This window comes from Pedobacter nototheniae (assembly GCF_032678625.1).
Classification (GTDB): domain Bacteria; phylum Bacteroidota; class Bacteroidia; order Sphingobacteriales; family Sphingobacteriaceae; genus Pedobacter; species Pedobacter nototheniae_A.
This window is the reverse complement of record NZ_JAVTSO010000003.1, coordinates 559,913-580,841: the sequence shown is the minus strand read 5'-3', so window position 1 is coordinate 580,841 and position 20,929 is coordinate 559,913. Positions and strand designations below refer to the sequence as shown.

General features: G+C 36.5%; 22 protein-coding genes. 7 read left to right on the top strand and 15 right to left on the bottom strand.

Annotation, left to right across the window (positions count from 1 at the left end; translation table 11 throughout):
• Positions 1-36: 36 nt before the first annotated feature.
• Together tsaD and R2Q77_RS12720 are read left to right on the top strand one after the other, a co-directional pair.
• Entirely contained in the window at positions 37-1,038 is a 1,002-nt protein-coding gene (gene tsaD / locus R2Q77_RS12725; RefSeq protein WP_316804097.1) for a tRNA (adenosine(37)-N6)-threonylcarbamoyltransferase complex transferase subunit TsaD, read from the top strand.
• A 33-nt stretch (positions 1,039-1,071) separates the two neighbouring features.
• Positions 1,072-1,278 (top strand): hypothetical protein, encoded by a 207-nt coding sequence (locus tag R2Q77_RS12720; RefSeq protein ID WP_131535389.1) that lies wholly within the window; start codon positions 1,072-1,074, stop codon positions 1,276-1,278.
• A 67-nt stretch (positions 1,279-1,345) separates the two neighbouring features.
• On the opposite strand, the gene recA is transcribed toward R2Q77_RS12720, so the two are convergent.
• The 3 genes from recA to R2Q77_RS12705 all read right to left on the bottom strand — a co-directional run bounded on the left by recA (position 1,346) and on the right by R2Q77_RS12705 (position 4,161).
• Positions 1,346-2,359 carry a recombinase RecA gene (recA, locus tag R2Q77_RS12715; RefSeq protein WP_316804096.1) on the bottom strand — a complete coding sequence of 338 codons (1,014 nt, stop codon included), beginning with the start codon at positions 2,357-2,359 and terminating at the stop codon, positions 1,346-1,348.
• A 141-nt stretch (positions 2,360-2,500) separates the two neighbouring features.
• Positions 2,501-3,166, bottom strand: coding sequence for an endonuclease III (nth, locus tag R2Q77_RS12710; RefSeq protein WP_316804095.1), 666 nt, complete (start codon positions 3,164-3,166; stop codon positions 2,501-2,503).
• 38 nt (positions 3,167-3,204) lie between these two features.
• On the bottom strand, positions 3,205-4,161 hold the full coding sequence (locus R2Q77_RS12705) for a hypothetical protein (protein WP_316804094.1): 957 nt from the start codon (positions 4,159-4,161) through the stop codon (positions 3,205-3,207).
• A gap of 207 nt (positions 4,162-4,368) precedes the next feature.
• Here R2Q77_RS12705 and R2Q77_RS12700 point away from each other — a divergent pair, with 207 nt between their 5' ends.
• Positions 4,369-4,923 carry a hypothetical protein gene (locus R2Q77_RS12700; protein WP_316804093.1) on the top strand — a complete coding sequence of 185 codons (555 nt, stop codon included), beginning with the start codon at positions 4,369-4,371 and terminating at the stop codon, positions 4,921-4,923.
• Between the two features lie 51 nt (positions 4,924-4,974).
• On the opposite strand, the gene R2Q77_RS12695 is transcribed toward R2Q77_RS12700, so the two are convergent.
• The 3 genes from R2Q77_RS12695 to R2Q77_RS12685 form a co-directional block, all read right to left on the bottom strand.
• Positions 4,975-6,159, bottom strand: a complete 1,185-nt coding sequence (locus R2Q77_RS12695; protein WP_316804092.1) for an MFS transporter — start codon at positions 6,157-6,159, stop codon at positions 4,975-4,977.
• Positions 6,160-6,393: 234 nt separating this feature from the next.
• On the bottom strand, positions 6,394-6,585 hold the full coding sequence (locus R2Q77_RS12690) for a hypothetical protein (RefSeq protein WP_316804091.1): 192 nt from the start codon (positions 6,583-6,585) through the stop codon (positions 6,394-6,396).
• Between the two features lie 88 nt (positions 6,586-6,673).
• Positions 6,674-7,258 carry an RNA polymerase sigma factor gene (locus R2Q77_RS12685; RefSeq protein WP_316804090.1) on the bottom strand — a complete coding sequence of 195 codons (585 nt, stop codon included), beginning with the start codon at positions 7,256-7,258 and terminating at the stop codon, positions 6,674-6,676.
• A gap of 260 nt (positions 7,259-7,518) precedes the next feature.
• Between R2Q77_RS12685 and uvrA the strand changes: the two genes are divergently transcribed.
• The 3 genes from uvrA (at position 7,519) to R2Q77_RS12670 (ending at position 11,434) form a co-directional block, all read left to right on the top strand.
• Entirely contained in the window at positions 7,519-10,332 is a 2,814-nt protein-coding gene (gene uvrA, locus R2Q77_RS12680; RefSeq protein ID WP_316804089.1) for an excinuclease ABC subunit UvrA, read from the top strand.
• An 8-nt stretch (positions 10,333-10,340) separates the two neighbouring features.
• Positions 10,341-10,991 (top strand): LysE family transporter, encoded by a 651-nt coding sequence (locus R2Q77_RS12675; protein WP_316804088.1) that lies wholly within the window; start codon positions 10,341-10,343, stop codon positions 10,989-10,991.
• 113 nt (positions 10,992-11,104) lie between these two features.
• Entirely contained in the window at positions 11,105-11,434 is a 330-nt protein-coding gene (locus R2Q77_RS12670) for a hypothetical protein (RefSeq protein ID WP_316804087.1), read from the top strand.
• Positions 11,435-11,513: 79 nt separating this feature from the next.
• On the opposite strand, the gene R2Q77_RS12665 is transcribed toward R2Q77_RS12670, so the two are convergent.
• From R2Q77_RS12665 to R2Q77_RS12630, 8 genes are all read right to left on the bottom strand, one after another.
• Complete coding sequence (locus R2Q77_RS12665; RefSeq protein ID WP_316804086.1) at positions 11,514-12,011, bottom strand: hypothetical protein; 498 nt, start codon at positions 12,009-12,011, stop codon at positions 11,514-11,516.
• Positions 12,012-12,142: 131 nt separating this feature from the next.
• Positions 12,143-13,309, bottom strand: a complete 1,167-nt coding sequence (locus tag R2Q77_RS12660) for a serine hydrolase domain-containing protein (RefSeq protein ID WP_316804085.1) — start codon at positions 13,307-13,309, stop codon at positions 12,143-12,145.
• A gap of 475 nt (positions 13,310-13,784) precedes the next feature.
• Positions 13,785-15,116 (bottom strand): 30S ribosomal protein S12 methylthiotransferase RimO, encoded by a 1,332-nt coding sequence (gene rimO / locus R2Q77_RS12655; protein ID WP_316804084.1) that lies wholly within the window; start codon positions 15,114-15,116, stop codon positions 13,785-13,787.
• A 21-nt stretch (positions 15,117-15,137) separates the two neighbouring features.
• Positions 15,138-16,100, bottom strand: coding sequence for a signal recognition particle-docking protein FtsY (gene ftsY, locus R2Q77_RS12650; protein WP_316804083.1), 963 nt, complete (start codon positions 16,098-16,100; stop codon positions 15,138-15,140).
• A gap of 83 nt (positions 16,101-16,183) precedes the next feature.
• A complete protein-coding gene (locus R2Q77_RS12645) occupies positions 16,184-16,339 on the bottom strand; it encodes a DUF4295 domain-containing protein (RefSeq protein WP_010599808.1) in 156 nt (51 codons plus the stop codon).
• A gap of 83 nt (positions 16,340-16,422) precedes the next feature.
• Positions 16,423-16,605, bottom strand: coding sequence for a 50S ribosomal protein L33 (gene rpmG, locus R2Q77_RS12640; RefSeq protein ID WP_010599807.1), 183 nt, complete (start codon positions 16,603-16,605; stop codon positions 16,423-16,425).
• Between the two features lie 43 nt (positions 16,606-16,648).
• Complete coding sequence (gene rpmB / locus R2Q77_RS12635; RefSeq protein ID WP_131535406.1) at positions 16,649-16,882, bottom strand: 50S ribosomal protein L28; 234 nt, start codon at positions 16,880-16,882, stop codon at positions 16,649-16,651.
• A gap of 89 nt (positions 16,883-16,971) precedes the next feature.
• Complete coding sequence (locus R2Q77_RS12630) at positions 16,972-17,475, bottom strand: hypothetical protein (protein WP_316804082.1); 504 nt, start codon at positions 17,473-17,475, stop codon at positions 16,972-16,974.
• 125 nt (positions 17,476-17,600) lie between these two features.
• Here R2Q77_RS12630 and acs point away from each other — a divergent pair, with 125 nt between their 5' ends.
• Positions 17,601-19,496 carry an acetate--CoA ligase gene (gene acs / locus R2Q77_RS12625; protein ID WP_316804081.1) on the top strand — a complete coding sequence of 632 codons (1,896 nt, stop codon included), beginning with the start codon at positions 17,601-17,603 and terminating at the stop codon, positions 19,494-19,496.
• A 67-nt stretch (positions 19,497-19,563) separates the two neighbouring features.
• On the opposite strand, the gene R2Q77_RS12620 is transcribed toward acs, so the two are convergent.
• Positions 19,564-20,928: a RagB/SusD family nutrient uptake outer membrane protein gene (locus tag R2Q77_RS12620; RefSeq protein WP_316804080.1), complete on the bottom strand. Its 1,365-nt coding sequence runs from the start codon at positions 20,926-20,928 to the stop codon at positions 19,564-19,566.
• Position 20,929: the final 1 nt, after the last annotated feature.

Genomic DNA, 20,929 nt, shown 5'->3' with positions numbered 1-20,929 from the left:
GTTTTTTAATAATTTTGCAGCTTAAATATAAATAATTTGTCTGTCATACTTGCTATCGAATCTTCTTGCGATGATACTTCAGTTGCCATATGTAACAACGGCAAAATTACTGCCAATGTTATTGCAAACCAAACAATTCATCAAAATTATGGTGGTGTAATCCCTGAATTAGCATCAAGGGTACATCAGCAAAATATTGTACCTGCCGTACAACAAGCATTAATTTATGCTAAAGTTACAAAACAGGACATAAATGCGGTTGCTTTTACACGCGGTCCGGGTTTATTGGGGTCGCTTTTAGTTGGTGTTTCTTTTGCTAAATCTTTCGCATTAGCCCTAAATATACCGTTAATTTCTGTAAACCATATGCATGCGCATATATTGGCGCACTTTATTGATGAGCCTAAACCCAACTTTCCATTCCTGTGCCTAACCGTTTCTGGCGGGCATACACAAATTGTTCTGGTTAAGGATTATTTTGACATGGAAATTGTTGGCGAAACGCTGGATGATGCTGCAGGTGAAGCTTTTGATAAAACTGCCAAAATTTTGCAACTTCCTTATCCGGGTGGCCCGCTTATAGATAAACACGCTAAAAATGGTAATCCACTTGCGTTTAAGTTTGCCGAACCTCAAATTGCGGATTTAAATTTTAGCTTTAGTGGTTTTAAAACGTCCATTTTGTATTTTATAAGGAAACAGGAAAAAGAAAATCCAAACTTTATTACAGAAAATTTAGATGATATTTGTGCCTCTGTGCAGTACAGCATTATTCAGATTTTAATGAAAAAACTGAAAAAAGCTGCTGTTCAGTTTAACATTAAAGAAATTGCCATTGCTGGGGGAGTTTCAGCAAATTCGGGTTTGCGCAATACTTTGCAGGATTTAGCCGGAACATTGGGGTGGAAAGTTTATATACCTGCCTTTCAGTATTGTACGGATAATGCAGGTATGATTGCGATAGCCGGATACCAGAAGTTTTTAAAACAGGATTTTGTTGGGCAAGAGGTATCGCCTATGGCCCGAATGGAATTTTAATACATAATTTAATAAAATATTGATTTTTATAATATGACAGGAGCATCGCTAATATTTTGGATCGTTTGTGCAATTCCTCTAATGGGAGCATTGTACTGGATGATAAGAAAAGATAAAAATAAGTTAAGTGGGAGTTGGGGTGTAATTATTTTAGGTGCTTTACTGGTTGCCGCAATTTTAGTTATAGTTTACGTTACCAAAGATTTTAATGCCATCTTTAGTCAGGATGGTTCGAAATAAGATTTGCTCCTCATAAAAAAGGCCTGCTTAAAATTTTTAAGCAGGCCTTTTCGTTCATACAATTGGCTTATTTCTCCGCTAATTTCTCGCCGGTTACTTCCGCTTTAATTTTAATTTCTAATTCTTCTGCCAATTCAGGGTTATCTGATAATAACTGTTTAACGGCATCTCTACCTTGTCCTAATTTTGTATCTCCATAAGAATACCATGAACCGGCTTTTTTAATGATACCGAAATCAACACCTAAGTCTACAATCTCGCCATTTTTAGAAATACCTTCTCCAAACATTACATCAAATTCGGCAATACGGAAAGGTGGAGCAACTTTATTTTTAACAATTTTAACTTTTACACGGTTACCTGAAACCTCGTCAGAATCTTTAATTTGTGAAATACGACGGATATCTAAACGTACAGATGCATAAAATTTTAATGCGTTACCTCCTGTAGTGGTTTCTGGGTTACCAAACATTACACCAATTTTATCACGTAACTGGTTAATAAAAATACAGCAACAGCCCGTTTTAGAAATTGTTCCTGTTAATTTACGCAAAGCCTGGCTCATTAAACGGGCATGTAAGCCCATTTTACTGTCGCCCATTTCGCCTTCAATTTCACTTTTAGGAACTAAGGCCGCAACAGAGTCAATTACGATTACATCAATAGCGCCAGAGCGGATTAAGTTATCTGCAATTTCTAAAGCCTGCTCTCCATTATCTGGTTGAGAGATTAAAAGGTTATCAGTGTCAACGCCCAATTTTTTTGCATAAAACTGGTCAAAGGCATGCTCTGCATCAATAAAAGCTGCAATACCACCTTTTTTCTGAGCTTCGGCAATTATGTGGGTGGCCAAAGTTGTTTTACCTGATGATTCAGGGCCATAAATTTCGATAACACGTCCTTTTGGAATGCCACCAATACCTAAGGCAATATCTAAACTGATAGATCCGGTAGAAATAAAATCAATAGGCTCAATGGCAGTATCGCCTAATTTCATAATGGTACCTTTACCATATGACTTTTCTAATTTATCAAGCGTTAATTGTAGGGCTTTTAATTTATCTGGATTTGCGCTGCTCATGTTTTGTTTCATCTATCTGATTACGTAAATATATATTATTTGTCTGGCTATCAAGCCTAAAGTTTTACAATTTAAAATACTAAAATATTTAGCTAAGTTAAGTGTTTTTTAGCTAATGTCAATAGCAAGGTGAAAATAGTTTTAAATTTTTAGTTTATCTCTTTCGTTTTGCGCAGTTAATCGTTCAAAATACCTGCACATATAAGTAATTTCGCAAATCTCACACTTAGGCTTTCTGGCTAAACAAACATACCGGCCGTGTAAAATTAGCCAATGGTGGGCAATATGAATATCTTGCTCGGGCAGGTTTTTAACCAAATCTTTTTCTACTGCCAAAGGGGTTTGGCCATTTGTTAAACCTAAACGGTTGGCCACCCTGAAAACATGCGTATCAACCGCCATAGCTGGAGCATTGTAAATAACCGATGCAATTACATTGGCCGTTTTACGCCCAACACCAGGCATTTTTTGCAAATCGTCTATGTCTGAAGGAACAACGTTATTAAATTCGTTTAACAGGATGTGGGCCATTCCAACCAAATGTTTAGCCTTATTATTGGGGTAACTAATGCTTTTAATATAGTCAAATACAATGTCGGGCGTTACTTCAGCCATGGCCTTCGCATTTGGGAAACGTTGAAAGAGGGCAGGTGTAACCAGGTTTACCCGTTTATCGGTACACTGGGCAGACAGAATTACGGCAACTAAAAGCTGGTAAGGGTTGTTATAGTGTAACTCGGTTTCTGCATCAGGTTGCTTGGCCGAAAAATGTTCTACAAAAAGTTTGTAGCGTTCTTTTTTAAGCATTTGCAAATATAAGTAATAGATTGTTCAGGAAATTTAAATTAATGGCTGTTTATTTCTCTAATTAGTTTATCGCACTCCGCAAAAGCATTGTAAAGGTATTTGTTTCGGTGTTTTTCTCCCTGACCGCTAAAGGAAACTGATTTCATAATCAAACCCTGCATCCAGTTTTTAGTTTGGTTGCAATATGCCTGATCTTCAGTTCTAAGGTAATTAAAGGTGTTAAATCTATTGTAGCAGGCCATGCGGTCCTTAAAATCAACTAAATAAGCAATGCTTCCTAAAACATCGCAGTTGTACCAGTTAAAAGTGTGATTTGGATCAATGGTTTTTTTACTGCTAATGGCATACATATTCATATCGGTAAGGCAATACCTTACCTGCTCTACAATTTTCACAGCCAGTTCAGGGTCGGTCAAATGTCCTGCTTCAAAAGCATACCTGATTTGTTCAAGAGTGCCTGTTACGGTATCTTTCGACCATATTTCGGTACTTGGTATTTCCAGGTAGGTGGCATGCAGTTCTTGTGAGATTTTAATAATTTCATCAGACAGGAATGAGGCGCTGAATGGCATTTCCAAATGGTTTGCACTGTTTGCCCAGAAAAATAATTTAAAGCTGGTGAGTTCAGGATATTTGAAAAAATGGAATAAAGGAATGTCGTCTGTAGTAATGGTGATGTGCTTTTTGCCGCTGTTTTTGATGGTTTTAAGATTATCGAGCAAATTGGCCAGATAACCAATCATATCCAAGTCTTCATTTACACTCAGGTAGCTGAAGGTAACGGATAAAGATTGCTTTGGACTGTATAAGAACTGCACGTTGAAACAATCAGAGAGTTTAATAATCTGCTGAAACGTTAAACTGCTTACGCCTCTGATTTTTTTATAGGCTTCGTTGGTGCTGATTCCTAATTCCTCCGCTACACTTTGTGCCAGATTTTGATAGGCTGGCAATGCCGATTTAATCGTTTCGAAAAAAAGTGCCTGTTGATTCATCTTAAAAGAATAATTTTATAATTGAATTTAAATATAAATTATCGCTTTCTGTGCTTATTCTCTTTTATTTTTAAAGCTAAATAATCTTTAATGATTATTTTTTAGTTAGTGTTGGGTTTTTAAAACTTTTTTGTTTTAGGGTAATCTTTTTAGGATTAATTGCTTTTTGTGAGTTGCTTAAGTTTGATTCAAACAAAATTTAAGGATATGAAAAAGCTAATTATCATTGCTACAATAACTTTCGCAGGTTATGGCAGTAAAGCACAATCGCAAGTTGAAACATTTATGGGTGGTTTAACCGGAGGTTTAGAAATTGGTGCCGCAACGTTAAAGGAGCCATTAATATCAGGCTTTGTAGGGTACAATAAACCTAAAGCTTATTTTAAGTTTAGGATTTCTTCCATTTTACAAGACACCTACGAAGTTAATATAAATGGTGAAGAAACAAAACTCCCGGGCTTTTCAGAGGTTGCGCTGATATTGGGGAAAAGGATAAAAATCAATTCAAATCATCGCATTGAACTTGGCGGTGGAGCGGCCGTGATCTCAGATTTGAAAAAGTACGATCAGTCGAACAGCCAAACTTCCCGGGATAAAATTGTTCAGAAAAATTCAGCTGGCCTTATTGCTGAGGCTAAATACATTTATCGTTTTTTTAATGGTGTTGGCCTGTCATTATCCGTAAATGGAAATGCAAACAGACAAAAAACGTTCGCCTCCGCAGGTTTAGGTATTGTGCTCACTTCAAAAGATAATGAATAGGCATTAACGTATACGCCGATAATGCGATTGATTTTAAATTGGTTTGTTTTTCTAATGGAAAGCTGTTGCCGTAATTTTACCTTCTTGTTTTACATTGCGGTTATTTTTGATTAACCAAAAAGCAAAACAAGAGCCGATTAAAGCCATTGCAGCACCCACATAGGCAGGCGAGGTATAATCGAAACCGTAAACTAAGGGTAAGCCACCAAAAAACGCACCAAGGGCATTTCCAATGTTAAAGCTGGCCTGGCTTGCAGAGGCTGCAAGCATTTCCGAACCTTTTGCTGACTGAATCATGAGCATTTGTATGGGTGCAGCCAAAGAAAAAGCAATTGCACCGGTTACGAATGTCATAACCAAGGCTAATGTTTGATTGAACGATACAAAGTGTACAATAACTAAGGTAATCACCATTGCGATTAATAAAAACGCCGAAGCTTTTGCAGGCGAAAAACGATCGGCTAAAATTCCACCTACGAAATTTCCTGCCATCATACCAAAACCGGCAAGCATTAAAATATAAGTTACATTTTCGGCCGAAAAATGAGCAACCTCCGTCATGAGCGGGGCAATATAACTATACCAGGTAAAGAGGCCGCCAGTGCCAATAGAAATCATAAAAATAATGATCCAGGCATCACGTTTTTTGAAGAAACTTAGTTCTGATTTTAAATCTCTGTTTTTTGTGGCTTCTAAAGCCGGTAGCCATAATTTAAGACTTAATAAAGTAACGAGGCCAACAAATACGACTACGGCAAAGGAAATGCGCCACGAAAAATTATGGCCGATATAAGTTCCGAGTGGTACGCCTAAAACATTTGCAATGGTTAAACCTGCAAACATTAATGAAACGGCCTGAGCAGACTTACCTTTCTCTGCAATACGACTGGCAACAACAGAGCCCACTCCAAAGAATGCGCCATGGGGCAATCCGGATAATAACCGGGCAATAAATAAGGTATCGAAGGTGGGAGCGAATGCAGAAAAAGCATTAAATACGGTAAACATCACCATTAAAGCCATCAGGATTTTTTTGGGTGGATACTTGCCCGCAATCATAATCAGCAATGGGGCGCCAATAACAACGCCTAAGGCATAGGCCGAAATTAAATGCCCGGCTTGTGGAATGGTCACGCCTAAATCTTTAGCAATGTCAGGAAGTAGGCCCATCATTACAAATTCTGTTATGCCAATGCCCAGGCCACCCAATGTTAAAGGAAGTAAATTTTTATTCATGCCTTAGTGTTTAAATTACACTATGCAAAGGTAGGCTTTTTCTTAAAACAGAATTGTAATCGCTACGACATTTTGAATGTGCGAAATTACCTGTAATCTGAATACAGGGAGGAAATACAGTGCTGAGATTTCATTATATTTTTTTAATGAAAATAAACTGTTTAATACAAGGCTTGCTAAAAGACAAAAAAAGTTGCACCAATTTCAGGACAACTTTTTTTGCTCGTGTAAATTTTACTTCGATTTGCTGTAGGCTAAAATCCTGTTGATGGTGTCATCCTGAGGATTTTTAATTAGCCCATCCAACTTGCTTTTGATTTGATCGTAAAACAAGTCGATTTCTGCATCGGATTCATTATCAGTAGTAAGCTGAAACATGTTTTGGGGTAAATTTACATTTTGTTTTGATGTAGAGGTTTTTGTCATAAGCAACTAAATGTGATAAGTTTTATAAACTTAACGATAGTTGCTTAGCTTTATTTTACATCAACAAACTTTTTTTGTAATATTTATGCTACCCCTTGTATGTCATCTCTTTTGTCTTTAACATTTTACGAAGGTTACTCAAAGCGTAGCGCATCCGTCCAAGTGCTGTATTGATACTTACATCTGTTAAGTCTGCTATCTCTTTAAAACTCAAATCGGCATAATGACGCATCAAAAGTACTTCCTTCTGTTCGTCAGGCAATAAATGTATCATTTCCTTTAAGTCTTTATGTGTCTGGTCGCGAAGCATTCTATCCTCTGCGCTTTCATCATAAAATTGTAGCATATTAAACACATCCATGCCATCGGCACTGGTGATAATTGGAGTGCGTTTTTCTTTTCTGAAATAATCAATTACTAAATTATGGGCAATACGCATTACCCAGGGTAAAAATTTACCCTCTTCGTTATACCTTCCTGATCGCAGCGTATTAATTACTTTGATAAAAGCATCCTGAAAAATATCTTCTGCCAGATATTGGTCTTTAACCAATAAGTAGATAGAAGTATAAATTTTGCTTTTATGCCTTCTTAAAAGCTCCTGCAATCCAAGTTCGTTCCCGGTAATATATACCTTTACCAGGTCCTGATCATTATATGATTGTAAATTCATAGGTTTACCTACACTAAATCCCGTACTATTTGCTAAAAATTAATTTGTAGATGTTTAATTTCTATAGCTTATCTCCTATGGTTTTTGACTATTGTTAGTTTGGTTTTGAGAGGGTTGATATTCAAAGAAAGTGTTTTTTTTATCAAAAAACAAAAAATAAAATGTTAAAAAATAAATAAACCGTCTCAGTACCTTATTTTTGTATGTTTTAAAAACCCAAAATATACTTCCCGGGTTATATTTCATATATTAATAAATACATGAGCAAAAAAGAAGCCGAAAAAGATCCGCATAAAAATATTATTATAAAAGGTGCCCGAGTGCACAACCTAAAAAATATAGATGTTGCTATTCCAAAAAATAAATTAGTAGTGGTAACGGGTATGTCGGGGTCAGGAAAATCTTCTCTGGCATTCGATACACTTTATGCGGAAGGACAACGCCGTTATGTAGAAAGTTTATCTGCTTATGCCCGACAGTTTATGGGTAGAATGAACAAACCGGATGTTGATTATATAAAAGGTATAGCTCCGGCAATTGCAATCGAACAAAAGGTAATTACGTCTAACCCGCGCTCTACGGTTGGTACCTCAACAGAAATTTACGACTATTTAAAGTTGTTGTTTTCCCGTATTGGCAAAACCATTTCTCCGGTTTCGGGTAAAGAGGTTAAAAAAGATTCGGTTACAACAGTTGTTGATTATGTAAGCGCAATGCCCGAAGATACTACGGTAACTCTCTTCTGCCCTTTATATCCGCACAACAACCGCACAATTAAAGAAGAACTTGCCATTTTATTGCAGAAAGGTTTTTTAAGGGTGCTGATTAAAAATAAAATTGAAAAAATAGAAACGGTTTTGGATGATGCTGACTTTAAAGATGCAGAATTGACGGACCACGAGACTGTTCAAATCCTGATAGACAGAATTGTAGTTAACCAGGAAGAAGAAACCTTAAGTCGCTTAGCTGACTCTGCTCAAACTGCCTTTTTTGAGGGTAAGGGCGACTGTTATGTAGAAGCACAAGGTAAAACCAAGCATTTTAGCGATCGCTTTGAACTGGATGGAATCCGTTTTGAAGAGCCAACACCTAATTTCTTTTCTTTTAACAATCCATATGGAGCGTGTAAACGATGCGAAGGTTATGGCAATGTAATCGGCATTGATGAGGATCTTGTAGTTCCTGATAAAAGTAAAAGTGTTTACGACAATGCAATAGCGCCCTGGCGGGGCGAAAAGATGAGTGTTTGGTTGCAGAATTTTATCAAGGCCTCTTCCAAATTTGATTTTCCAATTCACCGTGCATACAGCCAGTTAACAGAAAAGGAACAAAAATTACTTTGGACAGGAAATAAATATTTTGCCGGATTAGATGCGTTTTTTAAAGAACTGGAAGAGCAAACCTATAAAATCCAATACCGTGTAATGTTATCGCGTTACAGAGGCAAAACGGTATGTCCGGATTGTAAAGGATCTCGTTTGCGTAAAGATGCATCTTATGTTAAAATAGCTGAAAAATCGATTATCGACGTTGTTTTAATGCCTTTATCAAAAGCTTTAGGTTTTTTTAATGATTTAAAACTAAATGCAAACGATGCAAAAATTGCTAAGCGTTTACTGGCAGAAATTGATAACCGGTTTCTTTATTTAAACAATGTAGGCTTAGGCTACTTAACCTTAAACAGGCTGTCGAATACTTTATCAGGGGGAGAATCGCAAAGGATCAACTTAGCTACATCATTAGGAAGTAGTTTGGTAGGTTCTATCTACGTGTTAGACGAACCCAGTATTGGTTTGCATCCACGTGATACGAATAAGCTGATTGAAGTGTTATTATCATTAAGAAACGTAGGTAATACTGTTTTAGTTGTGGAGCACGAAGAAGAAATGATGCGTGCTGCTGATTATATTATTGATATTGGCCCGGAAGCAGGTACACACGGTGGAAATCTTGTTTTTAGCGGACATTATGAAGAGATTTTAAAAGATAAGAATAGCCTTACCGGCCGATATTTATCTGGTTTAGAAAAAATAGCCATTCCGGAGAAACGCCGTAAATGGAAAGATCATGTTTTAATTAAAGGGGCAAGAGAAAATAACCTCCAAAACATTGATGTCAAATTTCCTTTGGGTGTTTTTACCGCGGTAAGCGGGGTTTCTGGATCAGGAAAAACCAGTTTGGTGAAAAAAATATTGTATCCGGCTTTACAAAAAGCAATTGGAAATTATGCCGGAGAGCAAACCGGGGCTTACGACGGGATTTTTGGTAATTACGATCTGGTAAGTGCAGTGGAAATGGTTGATCAGAATCCTATTGGCCGTTCCAGCCGTTCAAATCCGGTAACTTATGTAAAAGCCTGGGATGATATCAGGGCTTTATTTTCAGCTCTTCCTGCAGCCAAGGCCGCGGGCTTAAAGCCGGCAGCATTTTCTTTTAACGTAGAGGGTGGCCGTTGCGATGTTTGCCAGGGTGAGGGGGAAGTTAAGATTGAAATGCAGTTTATGGCAGATATTTATTTGCCTTGCGAAGCATGCGGTGGTAAACGGTTTAAACAACAGGTTTTAGACGTTACCTATAAAGAAAAAAATGTTTCAGAAATTTTGGATATGACCATTGATGAGGCGGTTGATTTCTTTAAAGATGAACAAAAAATCCTCAATAAGCTGAATCCATTAGTTGATGTAGGTTTAGGTTATGTTCACCTTGGACAATCTTCCAATACATTATCAGGTGGCGAGGCGCAAAGAATTAAGCTGGCATCATTCTTAATAAAAGGTAACAATGCCAATAAAACCATGTTCATTTTTGATGAACCAACAACAGGTTTGCATTTTCATGATATTAAAAAATTATTGAAAGCATTGAATACCTTAATTGAACAGGGAAATACCATTTTAGTAATTGAGCATAATATGGATATGATTAAATGTGCCGATTGGGTAATTGACATTGGCCCTGAAGGGGGGGATGGTGGTGGACAACTTGTTTTTGAAGGTGTTCCTGAAGACCTGGTAAAACAGAAAAATTCTTACACCGGAAAATATTTAGCTACTCATTTGAATATAAATCCATAATTTAGACAATGCTTTTTCTAACGTTTTTCATTGGCATCGTTCTCAACGCCATGGGTTATATCCCTCCGGGGAATATTAACTTAACAGTAGCCAAACTCGCCATTAACCGTGGCATGCGCCAGGTATGGTATTTTATTTTATCGTTTTCTATTGTAGAAGTGTTTTTTACATTTGGAATGATGCGTTTTGCCCGTTGGGCCATGAGCGATATTAATCCGAACGAAGCTGTTAGCGATGTAAGATTAAGCACTTTGGTAGATTGTTTTATGATTGTTATGTTCCTGGTAATGGGTACCATAACCTGGAGAAACCGTAAAAAAACGCCAAAAACAAATGATAAAGAAGATAAGCGTAGCGGAAGTGTATTGTACGGGTTAATTTTAGGGGTGCTTAATCCGGTTCAAATTCCTTTCTGGTTGTTTTTTGGTAATTATGTTATTCTGCATCAATGGATAGAAACGGATTACTTATCGTTGGTTATTTTCGCTTTAGGATCAGGAGTTGGTTCAGCAGGTGCACTGTATTTATATGGTCACTTTGCAAAATACATACAAGAAAAGTTTGCTTTAAGCAGTCTTTTAATCAATAAATCAATTGCAATTTTTCTTTTTGTACTGGCGGCATATTTAATTGTTAAACAGGCGATAGTTATTTTTTAAGTATCGTTTTTGCGCCCAAAAATTACTTTGTATTATTTTTGTTAAAAACTTATATCAGTTCAAAAACAAAAACAATCTTCAATCGTTGTTATAGAAATTATATAATAGCTATTATGAAAAAGAAATTTGTTTTTGGGTTATTGACATTAGCTTTGGTTGGTGGTTTAACCCTGAGTGTTAACGCACAAGAGAAAAAAAGTGGTGTTGAAAAAGCAGGCCAGGCCATAGGTAAAACTGCTGATAAAGTTGGAAAAAAAACAGCTGAAGTTGCTGTAAAAGGTGCTTCAAAAGTAGCGGATAAAGTATATAAAGGTAAAATGGCACCAGATGGATCTGATGTTTATATTAACAGTAAAAACGAAAAGTATTATGTTAATAAAAAAGGTGCAAAAATTTGGTTAAAAGCAAGCCAGATTAAAAACAGACCTGCTGAGAAAAAATAAAAACAAAAAACCCCGATAGCAAAACTATCGGGGTTTTTTGTTTGCATCAGATTCTATAAAAATTAATGCAACGATTAATTTAGATTTTTAAGGAATACATGCTACTAAGAAATGAAGCAGTAACATTTGGAAATTCTTTAGGGGCCTCCGTTTTATTAATTAGTAATTTTTCAACCAAAGAACTGGTTACCTTCAAATTAAGCTCATAAATTTTATCATCCCCAAGTTTCAAATAAAAGGTATTATCAATATTTTTGGATAGCGAAGCGATTTCGTAAGAGTGAAGTTGATAGTAAGTAACCTTTAGGTCGTTTGTATACGTAAAAGGTTGGTTTATCGTAAAACTAATCTGCTTAACTACATTATTTGCATCTTTTGAATAAAGTTTTATCTGGTCTTTACCATAAAAGCCTGCAGTAGTAGAATTCAGTAAATCAGCCTCGGTGCTGCTTTTGATTGTCAAGCTAAGAGAAGGCCCCACAGCAGGAGAACAGGCACATAATCCACCTCCCTCTATTTTTTTGCAACCTAAGTTAATGATAAACAATACTGCGAGTGTAATTAGGATTTTTTTCATGTTTAGTTTTATTATGCTAAACGAACTAATTTAGGAATACGCTACAGATTTTATTAAAAAAATAAAGGCAATTTTTTAATAAACAGTTGGTTGCTGTTTATTAGCAAAAAAAAAACCTGAAAGAAAACTCATCATTTTGATAGGGCAGTTTTAATCTTGTCTGCTAATATTGAAACGTTGTCTTGACTAAGGTTATCATTAACAAGTATCATGATTCCTATCTGTTCCTCAGGGTAGGCCATGCAAAGTGTGCTAAATCCGATACCAGTACGCCCACTATGATAAAGTAATCGGTTTCCATTATTATTTTTGATCATCCAACTTAAGCCTACACCAGTACTGTCTGATTGGCTAAAAGTATTGTTATGTGATAATTTAATAGCTGGATCGGTCTCTTTTACATTTGCTATTACATATTTTAGCATATCCGACATTGTTGAATTCATGCTTGGTCCTCCCGGGTAAAAAAGATTTGTATTAATATCATCTGTTTTGTTAATTGTAAGATCATACCATTGTACTGGGTGTGTAGAATCTTTGTAGCCTTGAATGAAGCGGCTTAATTGATTCACTGGAATTTTAGTTCTTGTATCATAAAGGCCAAGATGAGTTTTAAGGTAATTTGTGACTAACTGTTCATAGGGTTGATGGTATATGCGTTCAAGTAAAAGAATAAGGATGGTCATAGCGTTGCCGTTATATTCGTATTTTTTACCAGGTATAGTATTAAGCTTAAAATTATGCATATCTTTCATTAAAGTATCTTGGTTGTACTTGGCAAAAAAATCAAGCTGTTTAGGAAGGCTGATGTTTTTTATACTGTCCATAATTTTCGCAGAAAAATTTCGAGACGACTTTGGTAAGCCAGACGTATGATTAGCTATGTCAATCAACCTAACAGGGTGGCCTTCGTATTGTAAATTCGGATACTTTCCCGGTAGAAATTTACGGATGTCATCTTTCAAATTTGCTTTTTTTTGTATCACAGCTTCCGCAAGCATGATTCCAATAAATGTTTTAGCTACTGAGCCTAAATTAAAGAGTTGATTGGACTTGATAAGTTGGGCTGTCCCTTTTTTTGATTTTCCATAATTGTACATAAAACTGCTGCCATTTTTATAAATGGCGATTGAAAGACCAATGGTTCCCGGATCAGCCATATAATCAGATGCCGCCACTTGAACTGCCATATCTAAGTTATTTTTGAGCGGGTTATCCGTAAGCAATTTTTCAGTTTGCGACCAACAGGTTATAGAAAATAAACAAAAGCTGATTGTAAGTAAGAGTTCATTTTTCATAAATAACTTTTATACTATGATGCATAACAAGGTACCTTGTTACATATTAATGAATAACAGCAGCAATGAAGTCGGTGAGCAATACTAATGCGTTAGAACCTTGATTTATAGTAAAGCTAATTTGAGTAAAGTTTTATCTGGTCTTTGCCGTAAAGGCCTGCAGTTGCAGAATTAGTAAATAAGCCCTCGGTACTGCTTTTGATTATCAAGCTGAGAGAAATATCGACAGCAGTTGAACAGACAAATAGTCCACCTCCTTCAATTTTCGCAACTTAATTTTATAATAAACAATACCGCAAGTGTAATTAGGATTTTTTCATATTTAGTTTTATTATGCTAACCGAACGAATTAAAAATACGCTACAGATTATATTAAAAAATAAAGGCAATTTTATAATAAACAGTGGTTGCTGTTTTTTTGAGCAAAAAAAAATCCTGAAAGGATATCTTCCAGGATTTTTTAAAGGATTTATTTTTAAACAATTTTTCCGTATAAATCGAAATCTTCAGCCCTGTCTATTTTAACATTTACAAAGCTACCATTAGCGGCGTATCCCGTAGCCGCATCAATCAAAACTTCATTATCTACTTCAGGAGAATCAAATTCTGTACGTCCAACAAAGAAATCGCCTTCCTTTTTATCGATCAGTACCTTAAATGTTTTACCAACTTTTTCCTGGTTAATATCAAAAGAAATCCCTTGCTGTATTTCCATAATATCATCAACGCGCTGTTGTTTTACTTCATCAGGCACATCATCTGTTAAAGTATGGGCATGTGTTTTTTCCTCGTGAGAATAAGTGAAACAGCCTAAACGGTCAAACTTTGTATCTTCAACCCATTGTTTCATTTCTTCAAAATCGTGCTGGGTTTCGCCCGGGTAACCACAAATTAATGTCGTACGCATGGCTATATTCGGAACTTTATCCCTGATTTGATTCACCAAATCAATAGTTTTCTGTTTCGTTGTACCGCGACGCATTGATTTCAGCATATTATCTGTAATGTGTTGCAGTGGCATATCCAGGTATTTACAAATGTTGTCACGCTCGTTCATGGCATCTAAAATTTCCATCGGAAAACCAGAAGGGTAGGCGTACTGTAAACGAATCCACTCAATACCCGGTACATCGGATAAACGGCGCATTAATTCGTCTAATTTGCGAACTCCGTAAAGATCAAGGCCATAATAGGTAAGGTCTTGCGCAATTAAAATCAGTTCCTTCGTGCCGTTTTTAGCTAAAATTTTAGCTTCGTTAACCAATTCTTCCATTGGCTTGCTTAAGTGCTTACCACGCATTAAGGGAATGGCACAGAAAGAACAAGGGCGGTTGCAGCCTTCAGCGATTTTAAAATAGGCAAAATGAGATGGTGTAGTTAACAAGCGTTCGCCTATTAACTCATGTTTGTAATTTGCACCTAATTCGTGCAGTATATTTTGTAAATCGTTGGTGCCAAAAAAAGCATCAACGTTTGTAATTTCAGATTGTAACTCTGGTTTGTAACGTTCAGATAAACATCCGGTAACAATTACTTTGCCTACTTTACCAGCTTCTTTAAGTTCGCTGTACTGTAAAATAGTATCGATAGATTCTTGTTTAGCGTTATCAATAAAGCCGCAGGTATTAATGACTACAATGTCGTCTTTACCCACTTTGTCAGCCTCGTGTACAACGTTTAAGCTGTTCCCACGCAGTTGACCCATCAGCACTTCCGAGTCGTAAATATTTTTAGAGCAACCTAATGTAATTACATTGATTTTAGGCTGTTTAACTGCAACTTTGTTTTTTACTATTTTAGTATTCATCTTTTACACTTAATCTGTCTATTATTTAAAAAGGCTGTTTACAAATTCCTTTTTATCAAAAAGCTGTAAGTCGTTAATTTTCTCGCCTACACCAATGTATTTTACAGGAATTTTAAACTGGTCAGAAATACCAATTACAACACCACCTTTTGCTGTACCATCTAATTTGGTAATGGCTAAAGCATTTACATCTGTTGCTTCGGTAAATTGTTTGCACTGTTCAAAAGCATTTTGCCCGGTAGACGCATCCAGTACCAGTAAAATTTCGTGTGGTGCATTGGGTACAACCTTTTGCATCACCTGCTTAATTTTACCAAGCTCGTTCATCAAACCAATTTTATTGTGTAAGCGCCCTGCTGTATCTATAATCACTACATCTTCGCCATTAGCTACGGCCGATTGTAAAGTATCGAAAGCTACTGAAGCCGGATCTGATCCCATGGCTTGTGCCACAACCCTTACACCAACTCTTTCTCCCCAAAGTTTAATCTGGTCTACAGCCGCCGCTCTGAAAGTATCGGCAGCACCCAAAACAACTTTTAAATTTGCTTCCTTTAATTTGTGGGCCAGCTTTCCAATGGTAGTGGTTTTGCCAACACCATTTACGCCAACCACCATAATTACATAGGGTTTATGGTCGCCATATTCAAACTGACGAAAATCGTTGCTGTTATTTTCAGAAAGTAATAACTGGATTTCATCACGTAATATAAAGTTCAACTCAGAAGTTGAAAGATATTTATCTCGGGCTACACGCTCTTCAATCCGCTTAATAATTTTTAAGGTAGTGCTTACACCAACGTCAGAAGTGACTAAAACTTCCTCCAGATTATCGAGTACCTCATCATCAACAGAAGATTTTCCGGCGACAGCTTTAGTAATTTTATTAAAAAAACCATCTTTGGTTTTTTCCAAACCTTTATCCAGTGCTTCCTGAGCTTCAGGTGCAACCTCTTTCTTTTTGAAAAAATCGAATAAGCCCATATCTAAATTTTATATAACAAAAAAAGCCCTTCCGGTTAATGCGGAACGGCTTTTAATATTTTCAATATTAAAAAATATTAACCTTATTTAGATGCGATAGCATCTTTAACGTGGTCGTTATGAACGATAAGTTCTTTGAATGAATAAGCACCAGTTTTAGGTGATTTAACCATTGTAATTACTTTCGAATATTCTTTACCAGTTCCGGTTTTAAGGGTTGCAACTACTTTCTTTGCCATGATATTTTAAATTTTAAATGATCGAATTAGAGAATTTCAGAACGAAAGAATTTTAAAACTCGATCATTCAATCTATCATTCAATTATTTTATTTCTTTATGTACGGTTACTTTTCTCAATACCGGATTGAATTTTTTCAATTCTAATCTTTCGGTAGTGTTTTTACGGTTTTTAGTCGAAATATATCTAGACATACCTGGCATGCCACTTTCTTTATGCTCAGTACATTCTAAAATAACCTGAACTCTGTTACCTTTTTTTGCCATTTTAATATAAATTTAAACTGTTAATCTCAACAGTTAATGTTTTTTACAAAAATCCTTTTTTTACAAAACGACTAATCGCTTCGCTAATACCCACTTTGTTAATGGTTTTTATCGCTGAAGTTGAAACTTTCAACGTAATCCAACGGTCCTCTTCAGGGATATAAAATTTCTGAAGTTTTAAGTTAGGATAAAATTTGCGCTTGGTTTTAACGTTCGAGTGAGAAACATTATTACCTTTCATCGCCATTTTTCCTGTTAAATCACAAACTCTTGACATGACTTGTATATATAGTTGTTAATATCGCTACTTAATTTTTTTAAGAGTGTGCAAATATCTGAATAATAATTGTAAAAGACAAGAGTTGCTTAATTATTTTTGTAATTAATATTTACATCCCAACGTCCAGGCTCTTTTATTTCAAATTCAATCAACTCTTTACCTGATTTCATACTTAATCTTAATGGAAAGTTAATATTTTTTATAGTGTATACATTTTGATCGGCATTCAATTTATCAATTTTAATATCATCGTATCCGCCATTTAATATGTCTATTTTGTCCAATAAAGGGCCAACTCGATCTCTCTCTTGTTCTGATAACGATTTTCCGGAAATGCCATTTGAGGCAACATGATTGTTTAATACATCTTGTTTCTTATTTCCAAGCGTGATATAAAGTATGTTTCCGCCCTTTTTGATTTTGCGTATTTTTATAGTTTCAATCCCCGCAGATTGGTTAATTACCTTGTAACCTGCCTCCTGAGTAGAATCAATGGCTATAAAGGGTTTAACATCTTTTACAGATGCAAATGTGTGGTTTGCTGTTAATCCCGACAGGACTAATGCAGCATATAAGGCGTATGTTTTCATACTCAAATATAAAAATATAACTGATCTTTTTTATGCGTGAAATACATTTGATACAATTTAACCGTCTTATTCCCTCAATAATTATTTAAATTAGCAGCTACTAATCCAAAACATATAAACGAGCAATGCAAATTACATCTTTTAAGCAATACGAAGAAGATTATAGAAAAAGCGTAGATAACCCTGAACAATTCTGGGGAGAAGTAGCACAAAACTTTCAATGGCGTAAACCGTGGTATAAAGTATTATCATGGAATTTTGAAGAACCCAATATTAAGTGGTTTGAAGGCGCGAAGCTGAATATCACCGAGAATTGTTTAGACCGGCATTTAGCAAAAGATGGAGATAAACCGGCCATCATTTGGGAGCCCAACAATCCTGAAGAAGAAAGCGTAACCCTTACCTATAAAATGCTGCATGAGCGTGTTTGTCGCTTTGCGAATGTTTTAAAAAGAAATGGCGCTAAAAAAGGCGATCGGATTTGCATTTATATGCCTATGGTACCCGAATTGGCCATTGCTGTGTTGGCTTGTGCACGCATTGGTGCGGTACATTCTGTCGTTTTTGGTGGTTTTTCGGCCAAATCCATTGCTGATAGAATTAATGATGCTGAATGCAAACTGGTTATTACCGCTGACGGAGCATACCGTGGAAATAAACAAATCCCTTTAAAAGATGTAATTGATGATGCTTTAATTGGTTGTCCAACAGTATCAAAATGCATTGTTTTAACCCATATACGCACACCGGTTTCGATGTTAAAAGGTCGGGATGTTTGGTGGGAAGATGAGGTGAAACACGTAAATAACATTTGTGAAGCCGAAGAAATGGATGCCGAAGATTTATTATTCATTTTATACACTTCCGGCTCTACAGGTAAACCTAAAGGCGTAGTTCATACCTGTGGTGGCTACATGGTTTATGCGGGTTATACGTTCGCTAATGTATTTAATTATCAACCTGGAGAAGTGTATTTCTGTACAGCAGATATTGGATGGATTACAGGCCATTCGTACATTGTTTATGGCCCTTTGTCGCAGGGTGCAACATCGGTATTATTTGAAGGAATTCCGACCTACCCAAGTCCTTCACGTTTTTGGGATATTGTAGAGAAACATAAGGTAAATACATTATATACGGCACCAACAGCAATTCGTTCTTTAATGAGTTTTGGCGAAGATCCATTGAATGGAAAGGATTTAAGTACCATCCGTGTTTTAGGATCAGTAGGAGAGCCAATAAATGAAGAAGCATGGCATTGGTTTGATGAAAAAATTGGAGGTAGCAAAGCTCCAATTGTAGATACATGGTGGCAAACGGAAACAGGTGGGATTATGATTTCACCAATTGCTACGGTAACGCCAACAAAGCCAGGTTATGCAACACTGCCATTGCCAGGTATTCAGCCCATTTTAGTAGATGAAAATGGAAATGAACTAAAGGGTAATGGTATAAGTGGAAATTTATGCATAAAATTCCCATGGCCAGGTATGTTGCGGACCACTTATGGCGATCATGAGCGTTGCAAGCAAACCTACTTTTCGGCCTATCCAAATTTATATTTTACGGGTGATGGTTGTCTTCGTGATGAAGATGGATATTATAGAATTACCGGTCGGGTAGATGATGTATTAAATGTATCAGGGCACCGAATTGGAACGGCCGAGGTAGAAAATGCCATTAATATGCATGCTGGTGTAGTGGAGAGCGCTGTGGTAGGCTATCCCCACGATGTAAAAGGACAGGGAATTTATGCTTTTGTAATTTACCCCGAGATGCATGGCGAAGCTGAATTGTCTAAAAAAGATATTTTACAAACGGTTACCCGTGTAATTGGAGCAATTGCCAAGCCAGATAAAATATTATTTGTTTCTGGTTTACCTAAAACGCGTTCAGGGAAGATTATGCGTCGTATTTTACGCAAAATAGCGGAAGGTGATACCTCTAATTTAGGAGATACATCAACTTTGTTAGACCCTGCGGTTGTTGAAGAAATTATAGCTGCTTCGAAGAAACTTTAGGTCTGATTTTAGAATTATACAAAAAACGCCCCCGAATTTCGGGGGCGTTTTTTGCTCCTAAATTATATTAATAACCAGGGTTTTGCACTAAACTTTTGTTTGCATCCATTTCCCGCTGTGGTATTGGGAAAACCAATGCATTATCATTCCAGGCGATATTGCCAATATTGGTCTGGGTTCTTTTAGCATCGTGCAGAGAGAAGCCTTCAAAAGAAAGTTCTAATTTTCGCTCTTTTAGTATATCAGCAAGTGTAGCAGTTGTTGTCGTTAAGCCTGCTCTGGTTCTTACAACTGCAAGATCCTGTAAAGCTGTTTGGCCGCCAATAGGAGTAGCAGGAGCTAAACGCTGATTGCATTCGGCACGAATTAAATACATTTCGGCCAGCCTGATAATAGAAACATTACCATATAAATTTCCAAATTTAGACGTATAAATGTCCCCATCTTCATAGAAACTATTGATCCTGTCGTCATCGGTAGTATAAGTTGCATCAATCCAGTCTTGAGCTATTGCGGCTTCACCTCTTCCACCGTATGTAGATGATCCGTAAAACTCATTATAGCCATTAAAACCAGTTAAGGTAGTTACTTGCATTGCAAAAACATCTTCAGTCGTGTTCACTCCAGGTTTGCCTGTTAACGGGGGGAAGGCTCCAAGAAAAGTTGAGGCGAGTGTATATTTGTTAGAAGATATAACTCGATCTGCGGCACTTGCCGCGGCGCTAAAATTACCCATTTGTAGGTATAATCTGGCTAACATTGCAGCGGCAGCATATTTTGTTGCAAAAAAGCCATTTGTCGCCGGTAATTTTGCCTCGGCCTCGGTTAAGTCGGTAATGGCCTGTTGATAAACTGCTGCAACAGTAGCTCTTTTTACATAAGAAGCTTCAGATATAACATCAGTTGGGGTTAATACGATAGGTACACCCAAATTAGTTGTTGGGCTTCCATCATTATAAGCCTTTGCAAATAACCGAACCAAATCAAAGTAAACAGCCCCCCTGATAAATTTAGCTTCACCTTCTACGCGATCTTTTTTTGTCGCATCTACCTTGTCAATCGCATTTAAAACATTATTAACGTCATTAATCGTCTTATAACCTTGGGCCCAAACATTATCTACAAAAACGTTAGATTTTAATAGAGATTTATTAATCGTTTGGGTTAATTCCTGGTATGTACCTGTCCAATCTATAGCATTAGTATTCGCTAAAAAATCGGCCATTAAAAAAGGACGGCCCCCGTAAAGATTTCTGTTGCCCAAGTCAGAATAAGAACCTGTTAATGCAGCCTCAACATCTTTTGAGGTTAGTAATGCCGATCCCTTTTCTATAGTATCTTTGGGTTGTATATCAAGTGCTTTTTTGCAAGATGAGGTTGTTCCCAACAGCAGGCAAGCTATAATAAAGTTGTATATATATGTCTTTTTCATG

Excerpts from the sequence above, each read along its gene's own strand:
- R2Q77_RS12670 (WP_316804087.1), top strand. The coding sequence starts at position 11,105 with ATGAAAAAGAAATTTGTTTTTGGGTTATTGACATTAGCTTTGGTTGGT.
- R2Q77_RS12705 (WP_316804094.1), bottom strand. The coding sequence starts at position 4,161 with ATGAATCAACAGGCACTTTTTTTCGAAACGATTAAATCGGCATTGCCA.
- R2Q77_RS12660 (WP_316804085.1), bottom strand. The coding sequence starts at position 13,309 with ATGAAAAATGAACTCTTACTTACAATCAGCTTTTGTTTATTTTCTATA.
- R2Q77_RS12690 (WP_316804091.1), bottom strand. The coding sequence starts at position 6,585 with ATGACAAAAACCTCTACATCAAAACAAAATGTAAATTTACCCCAAAAC.
- R2Q77_RS12620 (WP_316804080.1), bottom strand. The coding sequence starts at position 20,928 with ATGAAAAAGACATATATATACAACTTTATTATAGCTTGCCTGCTGTTG.
- nth (WP_316804095.1), bottom strand. The coding sequence starts at position 3,166 with ATGCTTAAAAAAGAACGCTACAAACTTTTTGTAGAACATTTTTCGGCC.
- uvrA (WP_316804089.1), top strand. The coding sequence starts at position 7,519 with ATGAGCAAAAAAGAAGCCGAAAAAGATCCGCATAAAAATATTATTATA.
- R2Q77_RS12695 (WP_316804092.1), bottom strand. The coding sequence starts at position 6,159 with ATGAATAAAAATTTACTTCCTTTAACATTGGGTGGCCTGGGCATTGGC.
- R2Q77_RS12665 (WP_316804086.1), bottom strand. The coding sequence starts at position 12,011 with ATGAAAAAAATCCTAATTACACTCGCAGTATTGTTTATCATTAACTTA.
- R2Q77_RS12720 (WP_131535389.1), top strand. The coding sequence starts at position 1,072 with ATGACAGGAGCATCGCTAATATTTTGGATCGTTTGTGCAATTCCTCTA.
- R2Q77_RS12630 (WP_316804082.1), bottom strand. The coding sequence starts at position 17,475 with ATGAAAACATACGCCTTATATGCTGCATTAGTCCTGTCGGGATTAACA.
- rimO (WP_316804084.1), bottom strand. The coding sequence starts at position 15,116 with ATGAATACTAAAATAGTAAAAAACAAAGTTGCAGTTAAACAGCCTAAA.
- ftsY (WP_316804083.1), bottom strand. The coding sequence starts at position 16,100 with ATGGGCTTATTCGATTTTTTCAAAAAGAAAGAGGTTGCACCTGAAGCT.
- recA (WP_316804096.1), bottom strand. The coding sequence starts at position 2,359 with ATGAGCAGCGCAAATCCAGATAAATTAAAAGCCCTACAATTAACGCTT.
- R2Q77_RS12685 (WP_316804090.1), bottom strand. The coding sequence starts at position 7,258 with ATGAATTTACAATCATATAATGATCAGGACCTGGTAAAGGTATATATT.
- R2Q77_RS12700 (WP_316804093.1), top strand. The coding sequence starts at position 4,369 with ATGAAAAAGCTAATTATCATTGCTACAATAACTTTCGCAGGTTATGGC.
- acs (WP_316804081.1), top strand. The coding sequence starts at position 17,601 with ATGCAAATTACATCTTTTAAGCAATACGAAGAAGATTATAGAAAAAGC.
- rpmG (WP_010599807.1), bottom strand. The coding sequence starts at position 16,605 with ATGGCAAAAAAAGGTAACAGAGTTCAGGTTATTTTAGAATGTACTGAG.
- R2Q77_RS12675 (WP_316804088.1), top strand. The coding sequence starts at position 10,341 with ATGCTTTTTCTAACGTTTTTCATTGGCATCGTTCTCAACGCCATGGGT.
- R2Q77_RS12645 (WP_010599808.1), bottom strand. The coding sequence starts at position 16,339 with ATGGCAAAGAAAGTAGTTGCAACCCTTAAAACCGGAACTGGTAAAGAA.
- rpmB (WP_131535406.1), bottom strand. The coding sequence starts at position 16,882 with ATGTCAAGAGTTTGTGATTTAACAGGAAAAATGGCGATGAAAGGTAAT.